The sequence below is a fragment of the Aggregatibacter actinomycetemcomitans genome (assembly GCF_003130205.1).
Taxonomy (GTDB): Bacteria; Pseudomonadota; Gammaproteobacteria; order Enterobacterales; family Pasteurellaceae; genus Aggregatibacter; species Aggregatibacter actinomycetemcomitans_A.
On record NZ_NRDF01000002.1, the window covers coordinates 253,866 to 274,100 of the forward strand.

At 45.3% G+C, this 20,235-nt stretch carries 21 protein-coding genes; 12 read left to right on the plus strand and 9 right to left on the minus strand.

Annotated elements, in window-relative coordinates; translation table 11 throughout:
• Positions 1 to 15 precede the first annotated feature (15 nt).
• The 4 genes from yaaA to pfkA all read left to right on the plus strand — a co-directional run bounded on the left by yaaA (position 16) and on the right by pfkA (position 3,310).
• Positions 16 to 795, plus strand: a complete 780-nt coding sequence (gene yaaA / locus DK423_RS03320; RefSeq protein ID WP_005558776.1) for a peroxide stress protein YaaA — start codon at positions 16 to 18, stop codon at positions 793 to 795.
• Between the two features lies 1 nt (position 796).
• Positions 797 to 1,363, plus strand: coding sequence for a hypothetical protein (locus DK423_RS03325; protein WP_005558778.1), 567 nt, complete (start codon positions 797 to 799; stop codon positions 1,361 to 1,363).
• A complete protein-coding gene (locus tag DK423_RS03330) occupies positions 1,363 to 2,283 on the plus strand; it encodes a cation diffusion facilitator family transporter (protein WP_005558780.1) in 921 nt (306 codons plus the stop codon). Before DK423_RS03325 ends, DK423_RS03330 begins: the two co-directional genes overlap by 1 nt.
• A 61-nt stretch (positions 2,284 to 2,344) precedes the next feature.
• Positions 2,345 to 3,310 (plus strand): 6-phosphofructokinase, encoded by a 966-nt coding sequence (gene pfkA, locus DK423_RS03335; protein WP_005558781.1) that lies wholly within the window; start codon positions 2,345 to 2,347, stop codon positions 3,308 to 3,310.
• Positions 3,311 to 3,413: 103 nt separating this feature from the next.
• Here pfkA and rlmC read toward each other — a convergent pair whose 3' ends face one another.
• The 4 genes from rlmC to hinT are packed head-to-tail and all read right to left on the minus strand — an operon-like array spanning position 3,414 to position 6,424.
• Positions 3,414 to 4,589 (minus strand): 23S rRNA (uracil(747)-C(5))-methyltransferase RlmC, encoded by a 1,176-nt coding sequence (gene rlmC / locus DK423_RS03340; protein ID WP_005558783.1) that lies wholly within the window; start codon positions 4,587 to 4,589, stop codon positions 3,414 to 3,416.
• A gap of 1 nt (position 4,590) precedes the next feature.
• Positions 4,591 to 5,718 (minus strand): beta-N-acetylhexosaminidase, encoded by a 1,128-nt coding sequence (nagZ, locus tag DK423_RS03345; protein WP_005558785.1) that lies wholly within the window; start codon positions 5,716 to 5,718, stop codon positions 4,591 to 4,593.
• A 1-nt stretch (position 5,719) separates the two neighbouring features.
• On the minus strand, positions 5,720 to 6,073 hold the full coding sequence (locus DK423_RS03350; RefSeq protein ID WP_005558786.1) for a YcfL family protein: 354 nt from the start codon (positions 6,071 to 6,073) through the stop codon (positions 5,720 to 5,722).
• Positions 6,074 to 6,424, minus strand: a complete 351-nt coding sequence (gene hinT, locus DK423_RS03355; RefSeq protein ID WP_005558788.1) for a purine nucleoside phosphoramidase — start codon at positions 6,422 to 6,424, stop codon at positions 6,074 to 6,076.
• A 313-nt stretch (positions 6,425 to 6,737) separates the two neighbouring features.
• Here hinT and focA point away from each other — a divergent pair, with 313 nt between their 5' ends.
• The 5 genes from focA to DK423_RS03380 all read left to right on the plus strand — a co-directional run bounded on the left by focA (position 6,738) and on the right by DK423_RS03380 (position 12,191).
• Entirely contained in the window at positions 6,738 to 7,589 is an 852-nt protein-coding gene (gene focA, locus DK423_RS03360; protein WP_109043869.1) for a formate transporter FocA, read from the plus strand.
• A gap of 101 nt (positions 7,590 to 7,690) precedes the next feature.
• Positions 7,691 to 10,003 (plus strand): formate C-acetyltransferase, encoded by a 2,313-nt coding sequence (gene pflB / locus DK423_RS03365; RefSeq protein ID WP_061885842.1) that lies wholly within the window; start codon positions 7,691 to 7,693, stop codon positions 10,001 to 10,003.
• Between the two features lie 93 nt (positions 10,004 to 10,096).
• Positions 10,097 to 10,384, plus strand: coding sequence for a putative quinol monooxygenase (locus DK423_RS03370; protein WP_005558794.1), 288 nt, complete (start codon positions 10,097 to 10,099; stop codon positions 10,382 to 10,384).
• 61 nt (positions 10,385 to 10,445) lie between these two features.
• Entirely contained in the window at positions 10,446 to 11,186 is a 741-nt protein-coding gene (gene pflA / locus DK423_RS03375) for a pyruvate formate lyase 1-activating protein (RefSeq protein ID WP_005558796.1), read from the plus strand.
• 141 nt (positions 11,187 to 11,327) lie between these two features.
• Positions 11,328 to 12,191, plus strand: coding sequence for a DMT family transporter (locus DK423_RS03380; protein ID WP_005558797.1), 864 nt, complete (start codon positions 11,328 to 11,330; stop codon positions 12,189 to 12,191).
• 72 nt (positions 12,192 to 12,263) lie between these two features.
• Here DK423_RS03380 and DK423_RS03385 read toward each other — a convergent pair whose 3' ends face one another.
• On the minus strand, positions 12,264 to 13,676 hold the full coding sequence (locus tag DK423_RS03385; RefSeq protein WP_005558799.1) for a multicopper oxidase domain-containing protein: 1,413 nt from the start codon (positions 13,674 to 13,676) through the stop codon (positions 12,264 to 12,266).
• A gap of 7 nt (positions 13,677 to 13,683) precedes the next feature.
• Positions 13,684 to 14,427 (minus strand): 1-acylglycerol-3-phosphate O-acyltransferase, encoded by a 744-nt coding sequence (locus DK423_RS03390; protein WP_109043870.1) that lies wholly within the window; start codon positions 14,425 to 14,427, stop codon positions 13,684 to 13,686.
• A 110-nt stretch (positions 14,428 to 14,537) separates the two neighbouring features.
• Here DK423_RS03390 and lpxH point away from each other — a divergent pair, with 110 nt between their 5' ends.
• The 3 genes from lpxH to DK423_RS03405 all read left to right on the plus strand — a co-directional run bounded on the left by lpxH (position 14,538) and on the right by DK423_RS03405 (position 16,508).
• The gene (gene lpxH / locus DK423_RS03395) at positions 14,538 to 15,269 is read left to right on the plus strand and encodes a UDP-2,3-diacylglucosamine diphosphatase (protein WP_005558803.1); all 732 of its coding nucleotides are present in this window, start codon (positions 14,538 to 14,540) and stop codon (positions 15,267 to 15,269) included.
• A complete protein-coding gene (locus DK423_RS03400) occupies positions 15,262 to 15,768 on the plus strand; it encodes a DUF2301 domain-containing membrane protein (RefSeq protein ID WP_005558805.1) in 507 nt (168 codons plus the stop codon). The genes lpxH and DK423_RS03400 overlap by 8 nt, the downstream gene beginning before the upstream one ends.
• Positions 15,769 to 15,830: 62 nt before the next feature.
• Positions 15,831 to 16,508 carry a helix-turn-helix transcriptional regulator gene (locus tag DK423_RS03405; protein WP_005558807.1) on the plus strand — a complete coding sequence of 226 codons (678 nt, stop codon included), beginning with the start codon at positions 15,831 to 15,833 and terminating at the stop codon, positions 16,506 to 16,508.
• A 64-nt stretch (positions 16,509 to 16,572) separates the two neighbouring features.
• Here the strand turns inward: DK423_RS03405 and DK423_RS03410 are convergent, their stop codons facing one another.
• From DK423_RS03410 to efp, 3 genes are all read right to left on the minus strand, one after another.
• Complete coding sequence (locus tag DK423_RS03410; protein ID WP_109043871.1) at positions 16,573 to 17,787, minus strand: aromatic amino acid transporter; 1,215 nt, start codon at positions 17,785 to 17,787, stop codon at positions 16,573 to 16,575.
• A gap of 161 nt (positions 17,788 to 17,948) precedes the next feature.
• Positions 17,949 to 19,325 (minus strand): tyrosine phenol-lyase, encoded by a 1,377-nt coding sequence (locus DK423_RS03415; protein WP_005558812.1) that lies wholly within the window; start codon positions 19,323 to 19,325, stop codon positions 17,949 to 17,951.
• A gap of 328 nt (positions 19,326 to 19,653) precedes the next feature.
• The gene (gene efp / locus DK423_RS03420; protein ID WP_005544066.1) at positions 19,654 to 20,220 is read right to left on the minus strand and encodes an elongation factor P; all 567 of its coding nucleotides are present in this window, start codon (positions 20,218 to 20,220) and stop codon (positions 19,654 to 19,656) included.
• Positions 20,221 to 20,235: the final 15 nt, after the last annotated feature.

Here is a 20,235-nt window from a genome sequence, read left to right on the forward strand (position 1 = left end):
TTAATAGGAATTTTTATGCTCGCGATTATTTCTCCGGCAAAGACGTTAGATTTTCAGTCTTCCGTGCCGGAAAAACTCTCGAAATTTCAACCGCACTTTTTGCCGCAAAGCCAACAATTAATCGACATTTGCCGTCGTCTGACACCGGCGGATATTGCGTCGCTCATGTCCATCAGCGACAAACTGGCGGGGTTGAATTCCGCCCGTTTTGCCGAATGGCAATTAGAACATAACGAACGTAATGCCAAAGCGGCGGTGTATGCTTTCAGAGGCGATGTTTACACCGGCTTGGACGTGGATTCCCTAAGCCATGACGATATGTTGTTCGTACAACAACATTTGCGCATTTTGTCCGGTTTATACGGGCTGTTGACGCCGTTGGATTTGATTCAGCCCTATCGATTGGAAATGGGCACCAAATTAGCCAACGGCAAAGGCGCCGATTTATATGCCTTTTGGCATGGTTTGGTGACACAGGCGTTACAGCAGGCGATTGATGAGCAACAGGATGACCTTTTGGTGAACCTGGCGTCCGATGAATATTACAAATCCGTGCAACCGTCGAATTTAACGGCGCAAATCATCAAGCCGGTGTTTTTAGATAATAAAAACGGTAAATACAAAATCATCAGTTTCTATGCCAAAAAAGCCCGTGGTTTAATGTGTCGTTATCTTATCCAACATCGCGTAACGGAAGTAGAACAGTTGAAAGATTTCGACTTCGGCGGTTATTGGTTTGACAGCGCGTCTTCAAGCAAAACGGAATTTGTCTTTAAACGGGATTTGGCGGAATAATATGAAGATAAAAAAAACACTTGGATTTTTGACCGCACTTTTTTTGGCGGCCTGTGTCTCAAAACCGCAGCTACAGGTGCCACAAACCCTGCAACACAATCAGAAAACCTATGATTTGGCGAGCCGGCAGGATTTGGATTCCGTTGCCCGCTATTTTTATGTGCTGCCGGGCGAACAAGCATCGAAATGGCAAAGTGCAGTGGAAATTTTGCTCGATCGTGGCGAGCAACATCGTACGCTGGAAGAGCGTGCAGAGTGGCGTAAAAAGGTGTATAGCAACACCGGGGTAAAATATTTCAAATTAGACGTGAAAGATGATGTCCTGTATTCCTATGTGATTTATGAGCCGTCCGCGCAAAGTAAAGATTGGCAGGTGAATGTGGCGAAAGGCAAGAATGTGGCGCATTGCGGGTTTGTGCAATATCAATATTCCATGAAAATTCCGCGCACCCATAAATTACGCAATATGAGCAATAAAAAAATTATCAGTCACTTGAAGAAATTCTTCGTAGATAAAGAAATGAAAAAGCTAATGCAGGTGGATTGGGCGTTGGGATGTAGAAGATAATGCCCGCTATCGCTTATTCCGCGCAAGTAAAAAAAGCCGCGCATTTTGCCATTCTTACCGCGCTGATTTTAATTGTGGTAAAAGGTATTGCCTGGTGGCAAACGGGCTCGGTCAGTATGCTTGCCTCCATCACGGATTCCATGTTGGATTTGCTGGCGTCCTTTATGAGCATGTTAATTTTGCGCTTTGCGTTAATGCCGGCGGATCACAATCATTCCTTTGGTCACGGCAAGGCGGAATCGCTGGCGTCGTTGGTGCAAAGTGCATTTATTTCGGGCTCGGCGATTTTCCTGTTATTACAAGGCATTCATCGTTTTAATTCACCGCAGACGCTGACTAATACGTCGCTCGGCATTGTGGTGACGCTGTTTTCTATTTTTGCAACGGCACTTTTAGTGTTATACCAAACCCGCGTGATTAAACAAACGGACAGCCTGGCGATTAAAGCGGATCAGTTGCATTACCAAACCGACCTGCTAATGAATGTAGCAATTTTGATTTCCCTTGGCTTAAGCGCTTACGGCGTGTTATTGGCGGACGCAGTTTTTGCGATTTTAATCGCCCTGTATATTTTGTTGAATGCTGCCAAAATGCTGTTTTATTCGGTGCAGTTGTTGTTGGATCAAATGTTGCCGCTACAGGAAATTGAGCAAATCAACGCATTGCTTAGCGCCGAAATCGCGGTGGATCGGCGCATTCTCGGCTTTCACGCATTACGCACCCGACGTTCCGGCGCCATTCGTTTTATTCAGTTTCATTTGGAGTTGGCGGATGAACTGTCGTTTATTGATGCTCATGACATCACCGAACACTTGGAACGCCAATTACAGAGATTATTTCCGCGCAGCGACATTGTGATTCACCCCGAACCCACAATTGTGGTGCAACGGGAAATGCAAGCAGATAAAAAAGTGATATAATTTGCGCATTTTGATAAAAGCCGATTTTCTTAAAAATTAAAACTTATGTAGGGTATGACTTATGATTAAAAAAATTGCAGTATTAACAAGTGGTGGCGATGCCCCGGGCATGAACGCCGCAATTCGCGGTGTGGTCCGTTCAGCATTAGCCGAAGGATTGGAAGTGTATGGTATTTACGACGGGTATCATGGTTTATATAACAATAAAATCAAGCAGTTAACCCGTTATAGTGTGTCCGATATGATTAATCGCGGCGGCACATTCTTAGGTTCCGCCCGTTTCCCTGAATTTAAAGATCCTAACGTGCGGGCAAAATGCGCGGAGATTTTACGCTCCCACGGCATTGATGCGTTAGTGGTTATCGGTGGTGACGGTTCCTACATGGGCGCGAAATTATTAACGGAAGAACACGGCTTCCCATGCGTGGGGATTCCGGGCACTATCGATAACGACGTTGCCGGCACCGATTACACCATCGGCTACCAAACCGCCCTTGAAACCGCCGTTGAAGCCATCGACCGCCTACGCGATACCTCAAGTTCCCACCAACGTATTTCTATCGTCGAAATCATGGGGCGCCATTGTAGCGACCTCACCATCTCCGCAGGGATTGCCGGCGGTTGCGAATACATCGTGGCATCAGAAATCGAATTTAATCGTGAAGAATTAATTCGCCAAATCGAAAGAAGCATTATCAAAGGCAAACGCCACGCGATTATCGCCATTACCGAGTTAATCTGTGATGTCAACGAATTGGCACGCGAAATTGAAGCCCGCGTGAAACATGAAACCCGCGCCACTATTTTGGGGCACATTCAACGTGGCGGCACACCTTGCGCCTTCGACCGTATTTTAGGTTCGCGTATGGGGGTTTATGCCGTTGATTTGCTATTACAAGGCAAAGGCGGCTACTGCGTGGGTATCCAAAACGAACAATTGGTTCACCACGACATCATCGACGCGATCAACAATATGCGCCGTGAATTCAAAGCCGATTGGTTGAATATGTCCAAACGTTTGGATTAATCCCTCTCCCTTCTCACAGGAAAAAAGTGCGGTCAAAAATTCATTTGTTTTTTGACCGCACTTTTTTTCTGATTCTCCATCCTCTTTAATATGAATTAAGCCCTTATTTATTCAATTTTAACAACACCAACACCTCATAATGAGCAGTATGCGGGAACATATCGAACAGTTGGATTTTTTCCGGTTGGTAATGGGTGAGGGATTGCAAGTCCTTGCCCATGGTTTCGGCGTTGCAGCTGGAATAGAGGATAAAGTGCGGTTGCATTGCATTGAGGAATTCAGCGAGTGTCTTGCCGATACCGCGGCGGGGTGGGTTGACGATAACCAAATCGGGTTTTTCCGCTTGGGTTAAGGCGAAATTTGCGGCGTCCAGAGATTGAAAACACACTTGTTCGGCAAGCCCGAGCTGTTGCGCCGATAAGCTGGCGGCGGCAATGGCGGAAGCGGAGATTTCAATGCCGGTGAGGCGGATGGTTTTCTGCGGATGTCGCTGTTGCAGGGTGTGTAAACAATGTAATCCGAAGCCGCCGACACCGCAGAATAAATCCCACAGGGTGTTAATCGGCAGCTCTTGAATCCATTGCTGCGCCGTGCCGTATAGCCTCTCGGCAACTTGCGGATTGGTTTGGAAGAAACCTTGTGGGCGAATGAACAGCGGAATGCCGTTAAACGATTCGGGCAAGGTGTGTTGTTCTGTGAGGAAAATCTCTTTTTCCCCTTCTAAAATAGCGGCATTTTGCGGCTGAATGTTGACGCTGATGACGGCAAGTTGCGGCAGCTTTTGACGCAACGCCGGTAATTCGCGCCGAATCAACGGCAGTTTGCTTTCCGAACGCAGCACAAAACGTAACATCAGCTGATGGCTGTGTTGGCTTTCCGTCAGCAAAATATGTTTCAGTTCGCCTTTTTGTTTCGCTACGTTGTAAGGCACCAGCCCCGCGCGGGCGATGAAGTCTTTGAGAATGGGGAAAATCGCCTGAAAGCGTTGCGGATAAAGCGGGCAATCGCACAAATCCACCGCACTTCGCGGTGCCCGCGGATTCGGCAAAATGCCGAGAACTGGGCGTTCCACCGCGCCGCTGACTACCATTTTGGCTTTGTTGCGAAAGGCGGTAGGCGCCGATTGAAATGGGTTGAGCCAAGTTAAACGGGACGTGTTCAAGCCGTGCAGTTGCTGTTGCAGGTGCGCGGTTTTCCGTTCCAGTTGTGCGGCATAAGGCATTTCCAACCATTGGCAGGAACGACAATCGCCCCGTCGGTAATGTTCGCAAGGAATCATATTAACCTTTGGTCGCCAGCCATTGCTGTTGAAGTGCGGTCAGTTTTTTGCAATTTTCCAGCTGGCGTGGCGCGGATTCCAGTTCCGACCAAGTGAGGCTTTTGCGTTTGAATAGGCGTTGTAAGCGCTGTTGACGTAGAATAAAGGATTCACAATCAAGGCTAGCTTGATTGTTCACCCCTACGGGGCCGTCGGCATAGCCGACGTTCAAAAAGCGTTGCTTTTTGTGCGGTTGTTTTTCCGTGAGTTTTAATCTGTCCAACACTTGAATCACGCCGTCCCGTTCGTTACAAAGCAACAATAAATCACAGCCTGCGTTCAGCGCCTGTTCGCTGCGCGCCACAAAATCGCCCATAAACCCGGCGCCCTTCATGCCGAGATCGTCGGAGAAAATGGCACCGTTAAAATGCAGTTGATGGCGTAAAACATCTTGCAACCAATAGGTGGAACCGCTCGCCGGTTGGCTGTCGCATTGCGGATAAATTACATGGGCGGGCATAATGGCTTGCAGAAGGTTTTGTTCAATGAGTTGTTGGAACGGTTGAATGTCCTGCCGAAAAATCTCGTCTTTGCTTCGTTCGTCATAAGGGGTTTCCAAATGGGAATCGGCGATGACGTGCCCATGTCCGGGGAAGTGTTTACCCGTTGCCGCCATGCCTGCCTGGTGCATGCCGCGAATAAAATTAGCCGCCAAATCCACCGCACTTTTAACGTCGCAGCCGAAACTGCGGTCGCCGATGGCTTTGCATTGGTGACCGAGATCCAACACCGGTGCGAAGCTCAGATCAATATCAAGTGCGGTCATTTCTGACGCCATTTGCCAGCCGGCTTCCAGCGCCATTTCCTGCTGTTGTGCGGGATCTTTAATCAGTGCGGAAAACGCCTGCATGGCGGGCAGTTGGGTGAATCCTTCGCAGAAACGTTGCACCCGTCCGCCTTCCTGATCCACGGTAATCAACAACGGTTTTTTCACTTTTTGCCGTACGGATCGGATAAGCGCCTGAAGTTGCGCGCGATCGTGAAAGTTACGGGTGAAGAGAATTAAACCCGCCACCAGCGGGTGTTCCAGCAGTTCGATTTCTTCCTGTTGAAGCTCGTAACCGGCTAAGTCAATGAGTAATGTGGACATCTTATTTCAGGCGAAGGTATAAGCGGTAATTAACGCTGTCGGCGCTTGGGCGGGCGAAAGTCAGCGTTTGTTTTTGCATCGGTTGTAAGGTCAGCGCGTGCCATGTAGGCTGTTCTTCCGCCAGCGTGGTGACGCCGTTTTTGTCGTACCAATACAGACTGTACGCCAAATCTACGATGCGTCCGGTTTTGTTTTTCACCCAGGCGTTATCGCTATTTACACCGGCGTCCACTCTTGCCGCCGCCGGGGCTTCAATATTCAGAATCGGGCTTTGCGTATTCAATAAATTCGGCGCTTTTGCGCTACATGCCGCTAAAAGTGCGGTCATAAAAAACAGTGAAATCGGTTTTTTCATTTATTTATCCAACATTTTGCCAAGGGGTTCGCCGCCGACGAGGTGCATATGTAAGTGGAACACTTCCTGTCCGCCGTGTTTGTTGCAGTTGACGATTAAACGGTAGCCGTCTTGTGCGATGCCTTCTTGGGCGGCAAGTTTGGCGGAAACGGTGAACAGGCGACCGAGCGTGACTTCGTCTTGTTCGGTGACATCATTGACGGTCGGGATCAATTTATTCGGAATGATTAAAATGTGCGTTTTTGCTTGTGGCGCAATATCGCGAAATGCGGTGACAAGCTCATCTTGATATACGATATCGGCGGGGATTTCTTTGCGGATAATTTTGCTGAAAATGGTTTCGGCTGCCATGATTTTCTCCTTAAAAAACGTTGCGTTTTATGACCGCACTTTTTAGCAGAAAACGGGCTAAATAGCAATTTTTCCTTGATTTTTCGCCGATGCGAATCCCCCCGTTCGGGTTACGCTTATCTAATTATTGACAAAGAACAAAGTTCCCGTGTGAAAACCGAGAAATATTTTTACTTTGCGTCGGAAAGAAAATATAATTAACAAAAATTATAAAAAATAAAATTTTTTTTAAGCTTTGCTGCTTAAGCAGTGTAGTACGGTTGTAAGTTAGTGTATTTTCGAGTCAAAGAAATTATAAAGGGGGGATGTTGAAATGGATACCGAAACTTCCAAAACGACTTGTATGGTGTCTCCGGCAGAAATGAGCCAAATCGGCGAGGATGTCGGTGTGTACAAAGCTTCAAAAAGACAGATTTTATCGTTTTTTTCAGCTATTCCTGCCGGTGCGTTTATTGCATTGGCGTTTGTTTTTTATACCACTACGCAAACGGGAAATGTAGGCGCTTCTTGGGGGCTGACGAAATTAGTCGGCGGGATCGTGTTCTCGTTAGGGGTCATTATGGTAGTGGTGTGCGGCTCCGAGTTATTTACTTCTTCTACAATGACGACAATTGCCCGTGCCAGTGGTCGTATCAGTACGTTTCAAATGCTGCGAAATTGGGTTGTGGTTTATTGCGGTAATTTCGTCGGCGCTATTTTTATTGTTTTGGTTATTTGGTTTTCCGGTCAGACAATGGCTGCTCATGGGCAGTGGGGGCTCACCATTTTAAGTACGGCGCAACATAAGATTCACCATACGTGGTTTGAGGCGTTCTGCTTAGGTATTTTATGTAATATCATGGTGTGTGTCGCCATTTGGATGACATACGCCGGAAAAACGTTGACAGACAAAGCATTCATTATGATTTTACCGATTGCTTTGTTTGTTGCCTCAGGGTTTGAACACAGTGTGGCGAATATGTTTATGATTCCGATGGGAATGATTACCGCGCACTTCAGTTCACCTGAATTTTGGCAGGCGATTAATATGGACCCTCAGCAGTTTGCGGATTTGGATGTTTATCATTTTGTGGTGAAGAATTTAATTCCGGTAACGCTGGGTAATATTGTTGGCGGTGGTTGTTGTATTGCATTGACTTTATGGTCAATTAACAGACTGCACTAATCGGTTTATGGTGGGATGGAAAGAAAAGAAGAGGGTATGTTTTTCTTTCTTTCCCGGTCGTAGATAATTTGTTATCAATAATAATCTAAAAGAGGAATGTTATGACTCAATTAACAGAAGCTCAACAAAAAGCCTGGGAAGGTTTTGTCGGTGGAGATTGGCAAAAAGAAGTCAACGTGCGTGACTTTATCCAAAAAAACTATACTCCATATGAAGGCGACGAATCTTTTTTAGCCGATGCAACATCTGCAACAACGGAGTTGTGGGACAAAGTGATGGAAGGGATTAAAATCGAAAACAAAACGCATGAGCCGTTAGATTTTGATACGGATAATCCATCTACCATCACTTCTCACAAGCCGGGTTATATCAATAAAGAGTTGGAAAAAATCGTCGGTTTACAAACCGATGCACCGTTAAAACGTGCAATTATGCCGTTCGGCGGTATCAAAATGGTTAAAGGATCTTGCGAAGTTTATGGTCGTCAATTAGATCCTGAAGTAGAACATATCTTTACCGAATATCGTAAAACCCACAACCAAGGTGTTTTCGACGTTTATACGCCGGACATTCTTCGTTGCCGTAAATCCGGTGTGTTAACCGGTTTGCCGGATGCTTACGGTCGTGGTCGTATTATCGGTGACTATCGTCGTTTAGCGGTTTATGGTGTCGATTTCTTAATGGCGGACAAGAAAAAACAATTCGCTTCCTTACAACCAAAATTAGAACGTGGCGAAGACATTCAAGCCACCATTCAATTACGCGAAGAAATCGCCGAACAACATCGTGCATTAGGCAAATTAAAAGAAATGGCAGCGTCTTATGGCTACGACATTTCTAACCCTGCAACAAACGCACAAGAAGCCGTTCAATGGACTTACTTCGCTTACTTGGCGGCAGTAAAATCTCAAAACGGTGCGGCAATGTCATTCGGTCGTGTATCGACTTTCTTAGATATTTATATCGAACGTGATTTGAAAAACGGTAAAATCACCGAACAAGATGCACAAGAATTAATCGACCACTTAGTGATGAAACTTCGTATGGTTCGTTTCTTGCGTACCCCTGAATACGATCAATTGTTCTCCGGCGACCCAATGTGGGCAACCGAAACTTTAGCCGGTATGGGCTTAGACGGTCGTACTCTCGTGACCAAAAACAGCTTCCGTATTCTACACACCCTATACACCATGGGACCGTCTCCGGAACCGAACTTAACCATTCTTTGGTCCGAAAAATTGCCTGACGCGTTCAAACGTTTCTGTGCCAAAGTGTCTATCGATACTTCTTCCGTACAATATGAAAACGATGACTTAATGCGTCCGGACTTCAACAGCGATGACTATGCTATCGCCTGCTGCGTATCCCCAATGGTAGTTGGTAAACAAATGCAGTTCTTTGGTGCCCGTGCGAACTTGGCGAAAACCTTGTTATACGCAATCAACGGCGGTATCGATGAGAAAAACGGTATGCAAGTCGGTCCGAAAACTGCACCGATTCAAGACGCAGTGCTTGATTTCGACATCGTAATGACCCGCATGGACAGCTTCATGGATTGGTTGGCAACACAATATGTGACCGCCTTGAACATCATCCACTTCATGCACGATAAATATGCTTATGAAGCGGCGTTAATGGCATTCCATGATCGTGACGTATTCCGCACCATGGCTTGCGGTATCGCAGGGCTTTCCGTGGCTGCCGACTCTTTATCCGCAATTAAATACGCGAAAGTTAAACCGATTCGCGGCGACATTAAAGATAAAGACGGCAATGTTGTAGCGTCTAATGTAGCAACCGACTTCGAAATCGAAGGCGAATATCCGCAATTCGGTAACAACGATCCGCGCGTGGATGACATTGCGTGCGACTTGGTTGAACGTTTCATGAAGAAAATTCAAACTCACCACACTTACCGCAATGCGACTCCAACGCAATCCGTGCTTACTATCACTTCTAACGTGGTATATGGTAAGAAAACCGGTAATACGCCGGACGGTCGTCGTGCAGGCGCACCATTCGGACCGGGTGCTAACCCAATGCACGGACGTGATCAAAAAGGTGCGGTGGCATCTTTAACTTCCGTGGCTAAATTGCCATTTGCTTATGCGAAAGACGGTATTTCCTATACCTTCTCCATCGTACCGAATGCGTTAGGTAAAGATTACGAAGCGCAAAAACGTAACTTGGCAGGCTTAATGGACGGTTACTTCCACCACGAAGCCACTGTTGAAGGCGGTCAGCACTTGAACGTTAACGTTATGAACCGTGAAATGTTGTTAGACGCAATGGAAAATCCGGAAAAATATCCGCAATTAACCATCCGCGTTTCCGGTTATGCCGTACGTTTCAACTCGTTGACTAAAGAGCAACAACAAGACGTTATCACCCGTACATTTACCCAAACAATGTAATTTGGTGATAAAAATACTTTAATATTTCAGCCGCTTACCCCGTGGTAAGCGGTCTGATTTTTTTTGTTATTTAAGTATGCTGGAGAAAGCAAAATGATTACCGTCATTGTACAATTTTCAGTAAAAGAAAATAAAATCAATGACTTTTTAGCAAAATGTCAGGAATTGATTAAACATACCCGCCAAGAAGCCGGTTGTGTTTCTTATGAATTACAAAAAAATACCGAACAGCCTAATCACTATGTCTTTTTAGAGCAGTGGAAAAGCAAAGCCGATTTAGAAAACCATTTTGCTACACCGCATTTCACCTCCATCATTCCGGTATTGGTGGAATATTGCGAACAAGCGCCGGTGGTGCAAGCTTTCCAAAAAGCGGAATAAAAAAACGTTGATAAAAACAACCGCACTTTTTCGCTATTTATGACACTTTATTGGGGAATACATGTCAGTCGTTGCAAGAATCCATTCTTATGAATCCTGCGGTACCGTTGACGGGCCGGGGATTCGTTTTATTCTGTTTTTACAAGGCTGTTTAATGCGCTGTAAGTATTGCCATAACCGCGATACTTGGGATTTGCACGGCGGTAAAGAAATCACCGTGGAAGAGTTGATGAAAGAAGTGGTCACTTATCGCCACTTCATGAACGCCAGCGGCGGTGGGGTGACGGCATCGGGCGGCGAGGCTATTTTACAGGCGGAATTCGTTCGCGATTGGTTCCGCGCCTGCAAAGCGGAAGGCATTCATACCTGCCTGGATACCAACGGATTCGTACGTCACTATGATCATGTTATTGATGAACTGATTGATGTCACCGATTTGGTGCTGTTGGATCTGAAAGAACTTAACGACAAAGTGCACCAAAACCTCATCGGGGTACCGAACAAACGCACTCTTGAATTTGCCAAATACCTGCAAAAACGAAATCAGCCCGTATGGATTCGTTATGTGGTGGTGCCGGGGTATACGGATTCCGACCACGACGTGCATTTGCTGGGGCAATTTATCGAAGGCATGACCAATATCGAAAAAGTCGAGCTGTTGCCATATCACCGTTTAGGTGCGCACAAATGGGCGGCGATGGGTGAGAAATACGAACTGGAAAACGTAAAACCACCGACAAAAGAATCCTTAGAACACATTAAAACCATCTTGGAAGGCTACGGTCACATCGTCAAATATTAATCCGGATCGGACATTGCCTGATCGGAAAAATGTTTTGTAAAACGACCGCACTTTTAGCACAAATAAACCCATTTCCTCGTTTACGCTGTTACCAAAGCGCACTACAATAGTCGCTCATCTCCCTTCTTTTTAAGGAATCTCATGCAGTACATTCTCATCGCATTGTGTTTATGGAGTAGTTCTTTTGTCGCCGGTAAATATACTTACACCATGCTCGATCCCGTGCTGATGGTGCAAATACGCTTGTTTATTGCGGCGGCGATTGTGCTGCCGATGTTTGTACGGGTTTGGAAACGCGTGCTGAAGGAGATTCGCCCGCAGGTGTGGTGGTTGGGTTTTTTAAATTATCCCGCGATTTTTTTATTGCAGTTTATCGGCTTAAGTCATACTTCCGCGTCCAGCGCTTCCACTATGTTAGGGCTGGAGCCGTTTTTGGTGGTGCTGATCGGGCATTTTTTCTTTGGCGATAAAGCCAAAACCCATCATTGGATTTTCGGCTTAATTGCTTTTTTAGGTGTGGCATTATTGATTTCCGGCGGTGAAGAAACCGGCAATATTAGTATCTTTGGCTGTAGCCTGGTGTTGCTTGCCGGCGTGGTTTTCGCCTCTTGCCTGCGTTGGACGCAAAAAATCATCGTGCAGCTCACCGCACAGGTTTATACCACCAGCAGTATCGTCCTCGGCACCGTCACTTGTCTTCCTTTTACGTTATGGCTCACCCAAAGCTGGCAAATTCACTGGAACCGGCAAGGCATCGCGGGGTTATTGTATATCGGCATCGGTTGCAGCTGGCTGGCGTATTATCTCTGGAATAAAGGCATTAACAGCGTGGATTCTAATCTTGCCGGCATTTTGGTTTCATTGGAACCGGTGTTTGCCATCATCTTGGCGGTGTTGTTACTGGGCGAAAACATCAGCCCGCTTTCTTGGCTGGGGATTTTGGCGGTGGTCAGCACCACATTGATTTCCAGCGTCTATCCGCGCTTGGTACGGCGCGCGAACTAATTTAAAAAACGCCGTAAAAACGCACCGCACTTTATCGTGAAGCATAAAGTGCGGTGCGTTTTTTTCGCGTTTTTATTGCACGATCATCAAGCCCATGCAGCCTTTATCCGCCAGCATGAGATCGGATGCGCCGAAGGTGAAGGGGTAATTGTTGGAAGAGGTGTTTTCAAATTTCACCAAAATAGTCACTTTACCATCGATCCAGACCGTATCTTTCCAGCCGATTTCAGCCGCTTCCAACGGTTTATCGTTAATGGATTCGACGATAAATTTTGCCCCGCGCACGGAAAATCCCACGGCGGAAGAGGCGGTGAGCGTCCAACGTTCAACGCTGTCTAATTTGGCGGAAATGTCCAAACGGCGCGGGTCGAATCGGTTTTGATTGATGTTGGCATTGGTAGTGTCAATATGGAAGCGACGTTCTTGCTGCACTTGCGCGGAGAGCGTTGCAGGCGCATCCGTTTCAAAGTGCCAGTTTTTTTCTTTTTGTTCAAAGGCGCCGGCTAAACCGTCTGGGCGTAGTTCTAAAATGGTGTTGTCAATCAGTTCGCCATCCGAACTGAAGAAGTTGCCGATTTTATCGAAAAAGCCGCGCTTATGGCCGGCAATTAAACTGACTGCTTCGCCGTTGTTTAAATCCACCAGGATTTCGGCGCGTTCACTTGGCGCAAGATGGATAACATTGACTTTTTTGCCTTGCGGCAGGAAACCGAGATCTTGAGCGATAAGGGTAAATTCGCGTTCGTCGTCAAAACGAATGTCGTAGGCGCGGGAAAGGGAAGCGTTCAGTAAACGTAAGCGCACCAAACCGCGCGGTGTGGTTAAATAAGGAGCTTCCTGCCCGTTGACAAATAAACGATCGCCGATGAGCGAGGTTTGATTTTGCTGAAATAATTGCGCGCCTTCGCCGTTGAGTTGCATATCCTGCAAAATTAACGGAATGTCATCCACGCCGTATTTTTGCGGCAAGCCCAGTTTGGCGCTGTCTTTATCTTCAATCAGCCACAGCCCCACAAGCCCGCGATAAGTTTGATACGCCGCATTGGCAAGGGTGCAGGCGTGATACCAGCAGGTAGCGGGTGCTTGCGTAATCGGCACAATCGGCGCCCAGGTTTCGCCTTTGTGCAGATTTTTGGCGATACCGCCCATTAATTCACCAGAAGCCTGTAAACCCTGAATATTCATGGCGACAAATTGCGGCAGATTATTTTTCCAATTCAATTTGGCAAAATCGCCTTTTTTGATTTTGATTGTCGGTCCGAGATAAGCGCCGTTGAAACCCCAGACTTCGGTACGTTTTCCCGCCAGTAAGGCCGTCTGGGTGTTTTGCATACTCAGGAAAATCGGTTTGCCGCGACGGGTTTCAAACAGCGGCGGAACGTACAACGGCGGATTGGTTGCCGCCAACAAAGGCTTAGGCACCGCAAAAAGTGCGGTGGAAAATAACGTTGTTTTTAATAATTGACGACGGGAACACGATTTCATTTGCGTTTTAGCCTGCTGATGAAGTTGTTTGCGCGGATTGGGCAATTTCCTGATCTAATTCGGCGATGTGTTTTTGCATCACATTGTGGCAATATTCCGCCAGTTCGCGCACGTTTTCGCGGGTATAGCCGGAAACGTCAATGGGTTCCAGCATTTCGCAAATCACCTTGCCGTTGTTCCGGCGATTTAAATCGATTTTGTTATGTGTAGTGGAGCAGACCACCGGCACGACAGGCACGCCGGCAGCAACGGCGGCATGAAATGCACCGGTTTTGAACGGCAATAATCCGCGTCCGCGACTGCGTGTGCCTTCCGGGAACATCCAGATGGACAGGTTATCCTGGTTTATACGACGTGCCAGTTCGGTCATGGTGTTGTGGGCTTTGGAGCGATTGTCGCGATCCAGAAAAATATTACCCGTCGCCCAATATAAAATGCCGAAAAACGGCACCCAAATCAGGCTTTTTTTACCGACGCTGACGGTGCGCGGCATCACCATGTAGGAAATAGTCACCATGTCGTAGTTATTTTGATGGTTGCCGATATAAATGCAACGCCCGATTTTATCGGCATTCGGCGGGTAGCGATGTTCGACGTTCAACCCGAAAAGCGGATATAGCTGACCAAACCAACGGGCGAAAATGCCCACGTTACTTGGGTTACGAAAACGAATGAAAGAATAGAGCGTGCCGAAGACACAAATGAGGATACAGCAAAGAAGAATAATGAAAATTCTGGCGATTTTTAACATGGTAAAACCTCTTAAAATTTTGCCCCAGTATAACGAAATTAACCAATTAAGTGTATTAATAAGTACTAAATGTGCTAATCTAACGGAAAAATTTCCTGAATTAAATTCCTATGCAAAAAACCTATTTTATTGCAGATTTACATCTGGCAGAAAATCGACCGCACTTATTAGCACTTTTTCGTCAATTTATGCAGGAACTGGCACCACGGGCGGAAAAATTGTATATTTTAGGCGATTTATTTGATTTTTGGATTGGCGATGATGAACAATCCGGTTTAATTTTCGACGTACAACAGTTAATTAAAAATTTAACCCATCAAGGTGTACAGTGTTACTTTCAACATGGCAATCGTGATTTTTTAGTAGGCGAAACCTTTGCCGATGCTTGTGGTCTAACCCTCCTACCCACTTATAAATTGATTGATTTATACGGTGTACCGACACTGTTATGCCACGGCGACACCCTGTGTATTGATGACGTGAAATATCAGCAGTATCGTAAGAAAGTCCATCAAAAATGGCGCCAGTGGCTGTTTTTGCACTTGCCGTTAAAAGTGCGGTTAAAAATCGCAGAGAAAATTCGGGCGAAGAGCCGGCGGGATAAACAATTTAAACCGACAGAGATTATGGATGTGAATGCGGATTTTGTGTTGCAAACGTTCGCTAAATTTCAGGTGACACAAATCATTCATGGACATACGCACCGTCAAAAACACCACGAAATTCCACCGCACTTTCACCGTATCGTGCTCGGTGATTGGGGTGAAACTTCCTCTATTTTGGAAGTTACGTCCGATTCCATGCAGTTTATTAATGATAATCTAAGGAGTAAAAATGGCTGATCCACATATTAAATCCCCTATGGATGTTTGGGACTATGTTACCGTTATCATCTATCGTTCGGGTTTCACCCTTGCGGTGCCCATGTTATTGATGTTGCCATGGTATCCCGCAACGGCGCAAATCGGCTTATTAATTGCCGCCGCTTCTTGTGCCGCCTGTGTGCATTTATATATGAAAAATTTCCGTTATCTTTTTCAGTTCGCTATGTGGTTGGGATTGTTGTGCCAAATTTTGGGTTTTCCTCAACTTGCTTTGGGCGCGGTGTTTTTAGTGCTGGGCGGGTTAAGTTATAAAGAATATTTTTGTTTTCGTGTTTTTGCGTTAAACCTGCAACCAATATTTTTTGCAATATTATGGTTTGCCTTATTATTTCATCTGACGTGGCTTAGCACCTTATTATCGATTGTAACAGGCATTTTAATTTTATTATTAAGCATTCAAAAATGGCGTATGCCGTTACATTTCGATATTGGAGATAAAAGAAAATATCAGGTTTAATATTTATGTTACTTACAATAAGCATAGAATAAAATCATAATAATTGATTATTGGAGTCATAAATGAACAGGTTACAAAAGAAATATTTTATTGGTTTAACTCATTTTTTAGGCAATGTATTAGGGCCGAAATATGAGGTGGTGTTTCATTCTTTTGAAAAAAATAAAGCCTCAATGGAGGCTATTGTCAACAGCCATGTGAGCGGCAGAAATCTCTCTTCGCCACTGAGTTCTTTTGCATCGAATATGTTGCAGGAAAAGGTTTATTTGGATAAGGATTTTATCTTTAATTACAAAGCGGTTGCCGATTCCGATAAGACAATTCGCGGTTCGACGTTTTTCATTAAAAACGGTAAGCGTTTGGAAGGGATTTTGTGTATTAATCACGATACTTCCGAACTGATGGATGCCATGACGAAATTAATTTCTTTAGAAAATTTAGGCAATTTTATCAATGTTTTGGGGTTCGATCCGGCATTAGACCGCAGTGATGATGCCGGTATTCCTAATAAAGAAAGGTTGGAACATTCTATTGAGGAAATTCTTTCGGAATATATAGACATTAATTTATTAAATTCGGAGAAAAATCTCACCTTAAGACAGAAAGAAAATTCCATTCGGATTTTGTTCGATAAAGGCGTTTTTAATATAAAAGGCGCGATTCCCATGGTGGCAAAATATTTAAAAATATCGGTGCCAAGTGTTTATCGGTATTTAAAATTAATCAGAGGAAAAGCATAAAAATATTGACATTCTAAAGTGCGGTTAGAATGTCAATTGTTTTTTATGTGCAGGCTTTACGTGATTACCCTACCACCATCGGCAAGTAGCCGAGTTTGATCAGGAATGGAATGCTGACGATAATGATACCCAAAATGGAAACGAGTAGTAGCACGCCGGTGCCGCCGGGCACACGATAGGCTAAATTCGGGTGTTGTCGGCGGGCTTTCCACACCAATGCTGCCGGCAAAACCACCGCGTAGAAGGCGAACATTTGTCCGGCGTAGCCTAGCGCCAAAATGAAGCCTTCCGGATAGAAGAAGGCAAACAGCAATGGCGGGAAAAAGGTTAATATACCAAGGCAAGGTCTGTTGGCATCAATATTGAAGGCGCGTTTGAGCAGATCTTCAATACATTCAAACAATCCTAACGCAACACCGAGGAATGAGGTAATCAATGCCAGGGCGGAGAATAGTTTGACGACACCTGCAACCATATCGCTGCCTGTAATGATTTTCACTGCGTTCACCAATCCGTTTAATGTCGGATCCCTACTTAAAATCTCTAAGAAGCGGGTTTGGCTTAACACGCCGTGGGTGGAAAATTGCCAAAGAATATAGCCGATAAGTGTAATCGCCGAGCCGATAGTAATGGAAATTCTCAGGGCTTTTACATCACCTTCAAGATATTTATTGAGGCAAGGAATGGAGCCGTGAAAACCGAAGGCGGTAAAAAATACCGGGCTGGCAGAAATCAATAAGGCATTATCTATTGGCATAGCCATTAAATTATCAACATGAATTTCCGGAATCATTAAGCTAAGTACCACGAAAAAGGCAATGAGCATGGTGAAAAATAAGATTCGGTTTAAGCCATCAACAATTTTTGTTCCGATTACGATAAAAACGCCAAAAAAGACGGTAAAGAGCAGAATGGAACCTTTCATTTTAAGCTCTGGTGTGGCAAAGTCCGGCAAGGTTGATGCAAGAATTGAACCGCCGCCGGTCACATAAGCGGAGAGCAGCGCATACAGGAAAATCATAAGAACGGTGGTTGCCACAACCCGTCCGGGTCTGCCGAAGTATTGTGCCGCGAGCGTTCCTATGCCGGCATCATATTCTGCGGTTTGATAGACTTCTACAAAAAGAAGCGCGCTGTAGGTGAGCAATACCCATAAAATACAAAGTAATCCCACCGTAAATGTGAAACTGATACCTGCCGAAGTGAGCGGCATGGCAAGCATACCCGCACCGATCATCGTTCCCGATGTAATCAGCGTACTGCCTAATGTTTTGTTCATGAGTTTTCTCCTTTCCTGTTTCCGTAGAAAGGCTAGTCACTTCCTTATTTGACAATACATCAAACTACAATGTCACTAGAATGTTTTCGCATTTTCCTCATTAAAATTCTGACGGGATATAAGAAGCCCTTACTCCGTTTCCGAAGTAAGGGCAGGTATGACTACTTTTGTTCAAAACGTGCAGTGAAGAAACGGAGTTGTTTCGGTTCATACACGAAACGAAGACCTTTAATATCTCCTTTATGTTTAAACAGACGGATAATACCGTCAGCTACTAAATCCATATGGGCATAGGTATAAACACGGCGAGGAATGGTGATACGCACGGTTTCAAGTTTCGGACGGTGGTTTTCACCGGTTTTTACATCACGACCGGCGGATACAATACCCCGTTCCATGGTACGCACGCCACATTCGATATAGATTGCCGCCGCCAAGGCTTGTGCCGGGAAATCTTCCTCTTGTTTCAGGTGCGGGCAGAAACGACGGGCATCCAAGAATACGGCATGACCACCAATCGGTTCAACAATCGGTACGCCGGCGGCTTTTAATTTTTCGCCGAGGTAACGCACTTGTTTCACACGGTGTTCAATGTATTCTTCTTGGGTGGCTTCTTTCAAACCGATTGCCATGGCTTCCATATCACGACCTGCCATACCGCCGTAAGACGGCATACCTTCAAACACCACCACCAATTCTTTGGCTTTCATGAACAATTCTTCATCGTTCATACATAAGAAACCGCCGATATTGGTTAAGCAGTCTTTTTTACCACTCATGGTGCAGCCGTCGGCATAGCTGAACATTTCGTGAATAATGGATTTAATGGAGCGGTCTTGGTAGCCTTTTTCCTGTTCTTTAATGAAGTAGGCATTTTCAACACAACGGGTGGCGTCGTAGAACACTTTGATGCCGTGTTTAGCAGTGAGTTCGCGCACGGCTTTCATGTTGGCGATGGAAACCGGTTGACCGCCAGCGAGGTTCACGGTGACCGCCAGGCACACATAAGCAATATTTTCCGCGCCTTTTTCATTGATCAGGTTTTCCAGTTTTTTCAGGTCAATATCGCCTTTGAACGGCACGTCTAATGTCGCATCATGGGCTTCATCACGAATAATGTCGTAGAAAATACCGCCATTGGCTTCTTGGTGATAACGGGTTGTGGTGAAATACATATTGCCCGGCACATATTGTCCCGGTTTGATGGCAATACGGGAAAGGATATTTTCCGCACCACGTCCTTGGTGGGTCGGAACGATATGCTTGAAACCGAAGAGTTCTTGTACGGTTTCTTGCAGATGATAGAAGTTTTTACTACCGGCGTAAGCTTCATCTCCCAGCATAATACCCGCCCATTGACGATCACTCATGGCATTGGTACCGCTATCGGTTAAGAGATCGATATATACGTCTTTTGAATCAAGTAAGAAGGTATTATATCCCGCTTCTTTCATTGCTTTTTCGCGTTCTGCTTTCGGTAAAATGGAAACCGGTTCAACACTTTTGATTCGGAACGGCTCTGCTGGATAGTATGTCATAATTTGTCTCCTGTTTATGATGAGTTTAAAGTCCATGCTGGTAACTCGCTTCTCAAACATCTATCATCGAGTTGCGGCTATACTAATAAAAACTTTTTAGCATTACTGTGAGGAATGTCACAAATAATAAAAAATTATTAAAATTTAGTTTATTTTTACAAAATAATAATTTTTCACACAAAATAGTGTGATTTTTAGACGAATTATTGAATTTTGAGAGGTGTCGTTGGAAAGAATATTAATTCTCATCTAACAGAACGGCGGAAAAATGGCAGATAAAAAAATAGACCCGAAAACGGGTCTATTTCATAAGATTCTTTAAATTTGATTATTTCACGCGGGACACATATTCGCCGGAACGGGTATCTACACGAATCACTTCACCGATTTGTACGAATAACGGCACTTTCACCACGGCGCCGGTGCTTAAGGTTGCCGGTTTACCGCCGGTACCTGCGGTATCGCCTTTCAAGCCCGGATCGGTATCGACGATTTCCAACTCAACGAAGTTCGGTGGGGTCACGGTAATCGGTGCGCCGTTCCATAATGTCACGATACAATCCGCTTGGTCTAATAACCATTTTTCGGCATCGCCCACGGCTTTGGCATCGGCGGAATATTGCTCGAAGGTTTCCGGGTGCATGAAATACCAGAACGCATCGTCTTTGTAAGAATAAGTTAAGTTTAAATCCATAACATCAGCGGCTTCAACGGAGGTACCGGATTTGAAGTTCACATCCAATACTTTGCCGGAAATTAATTTACGAATACGGGTGCGGGTGAACGCCTGACCTTTGCCGGGTTTGACGAATTCATTTTCAACGATCACGCAAGGCTCGCCGTCTTGCATAAATTTTAGACCTGGTTTGAAATCACTGGTAGTATATGTAGCCATATTATCCTCAAGAAA

Excerpts from the sequence above, each read along its gene's own strand:
- rlmC (WP_005558783.1), bottom strand. The coding sequence starts at position 4,589 with ATGATTCCTTGCGAACATTACCGACGGGGCGATTGTCGTTCCTGCCAA.
- pflB (WP_061885842.1), top strand. The coding sequence starts at position 7,691 with ATGACTCAATTAACAGAAGCTCAACAAAAAGCCTGGGAAGGTTTTGTC.
- nagZ (WP_005558785.1), bottom strand. The coding sequence starts at position 5,718 with ATGTCCACATTACTCATTGACTTAGCCGGTTACGAGCTTCAACAGGAA.
- yaaA (WP_005558776.1), top strand. The coding sequence starts at position 16 with ATGCTCGCGATTATTTCTCCGGCAAAGACGTTAGATTTTCAGTCTTCC.
- hinT (WP_005558788.1), bottom strand. The coding sequence starts at position 6,424 with ATGGCAGCCGAAACCATTTTCAGCAAAATTATCCGCAAAGAAATCCCC.
- DK423_RS03370 (WP_005558794.1), top strand. The coding sequence starts at position 10,097 with ATGATTACCGTCATTGTACAATTTTCAGTAAAAGAAAATAAAATCAAT.
- efp (WP_005544066.1), bottom strand. The coding sequence starts at position 20,220 with ATGGCTACATATACTACCAGTGATTTCAAACCAGGTCTAAAATTTATG.
- pfkA (WP_005558781.1), top strand. The coding sequence starts at position 2,345 with ATGATTAAAAAAATTGCAGTATTAACAAGTGGTGGCGATGCCCCGGGC.
- DK423_RS03410 (WP_109043871.1), bottom strand. The coding sequence starts at position 17,787 with ATGAACAAAACATTAGGCAGTACGCTGATTACATCGGGAACGATGATC.
- DK423_RS03400 (WP_005558805.1), top strand. The coding sequence starts at position 15,262 with ATGGCTGATCCACATATTAAATCCCCTATGGATGTTTGGGACTATGTT.
- DK423_RS03330 (WP_005558780.1), top strand. The coding sequence starts at position 1,363 with ATGCCCGCTATCGCTTATTCCGCGCAAGTAAAAAAAGCCGCGCATTTT.
- DK423_RS03350 (WP_005558786.1), bottom strand. The coding sequence starts at position 6,073 with ATGAAAAAACCGATTTCACTGTTTTTTATGACCGCACTTTTAGCGGCA.
- focA (WP_109043869.1), top strand. The coding sequence starts at position 6,738 with ATGGATACCGAAACTTCCAAAACGACTTGTATGGTGTCTCCGGCAGAA.
- DK423_RS03390 (WP_109043870.1), bottom strand. The coding sequence starts at position 14,427 with ATGTTAAAAATCGCCAGAATTTTCATTATTCTTCTTTGCTGTATCCTC.
- lpxH (WP_005558803.1), top strand. The coding sequence starts at position 14,538 with ATGCAAAAAACCTATTTTATTGCAGATTTACATCTGGCAGAAAATCGA.
- DK423_RS03405 (WP_005558807.1), top strand. The coding sequence starts at position 15,831 with ATGAACAGGTTACAAAAGAAATATTTTATTGGTTTAACTCATTTTTTA.
- DK423_RS03415 (WP_005558812.1), bottom strand. The coding sequence starts at position 19,325 with ATGACATACTATCCAGCAGAGCCGTTCCGAATCAAAAGTGTTGAACCG.
- DK423_RS03380 (WP_005558797.1), top strand. The coding sequence starts at position 11,328 with ATGCAGTACATTCTCATCGCATTGTGTTTATGGAGTAGTTCTTTTGTC.
- DK423_RS03385 (WP_005558799.1), bottom strand. The coding sequence starts at position 13,676 with ATGAAATCGTGTTCCCGTCGTCAATTATTAAAAACAACGTTATTTTCC.
- pflA (WP_005558796.1), top strand. The coding sequence starts at position 10,446 with ATGTCAGTCGTTGCAAGAATCCATTCTTATGAATCCTGCGGTACCGTT.
- DK423_RS03325 (WP_005558778.1), top strand. The coding sequence starts at position 797 with ATGAAGATAAAAAAAACACTTGGATTTTTGACCGCACTTTTTTTGGCG.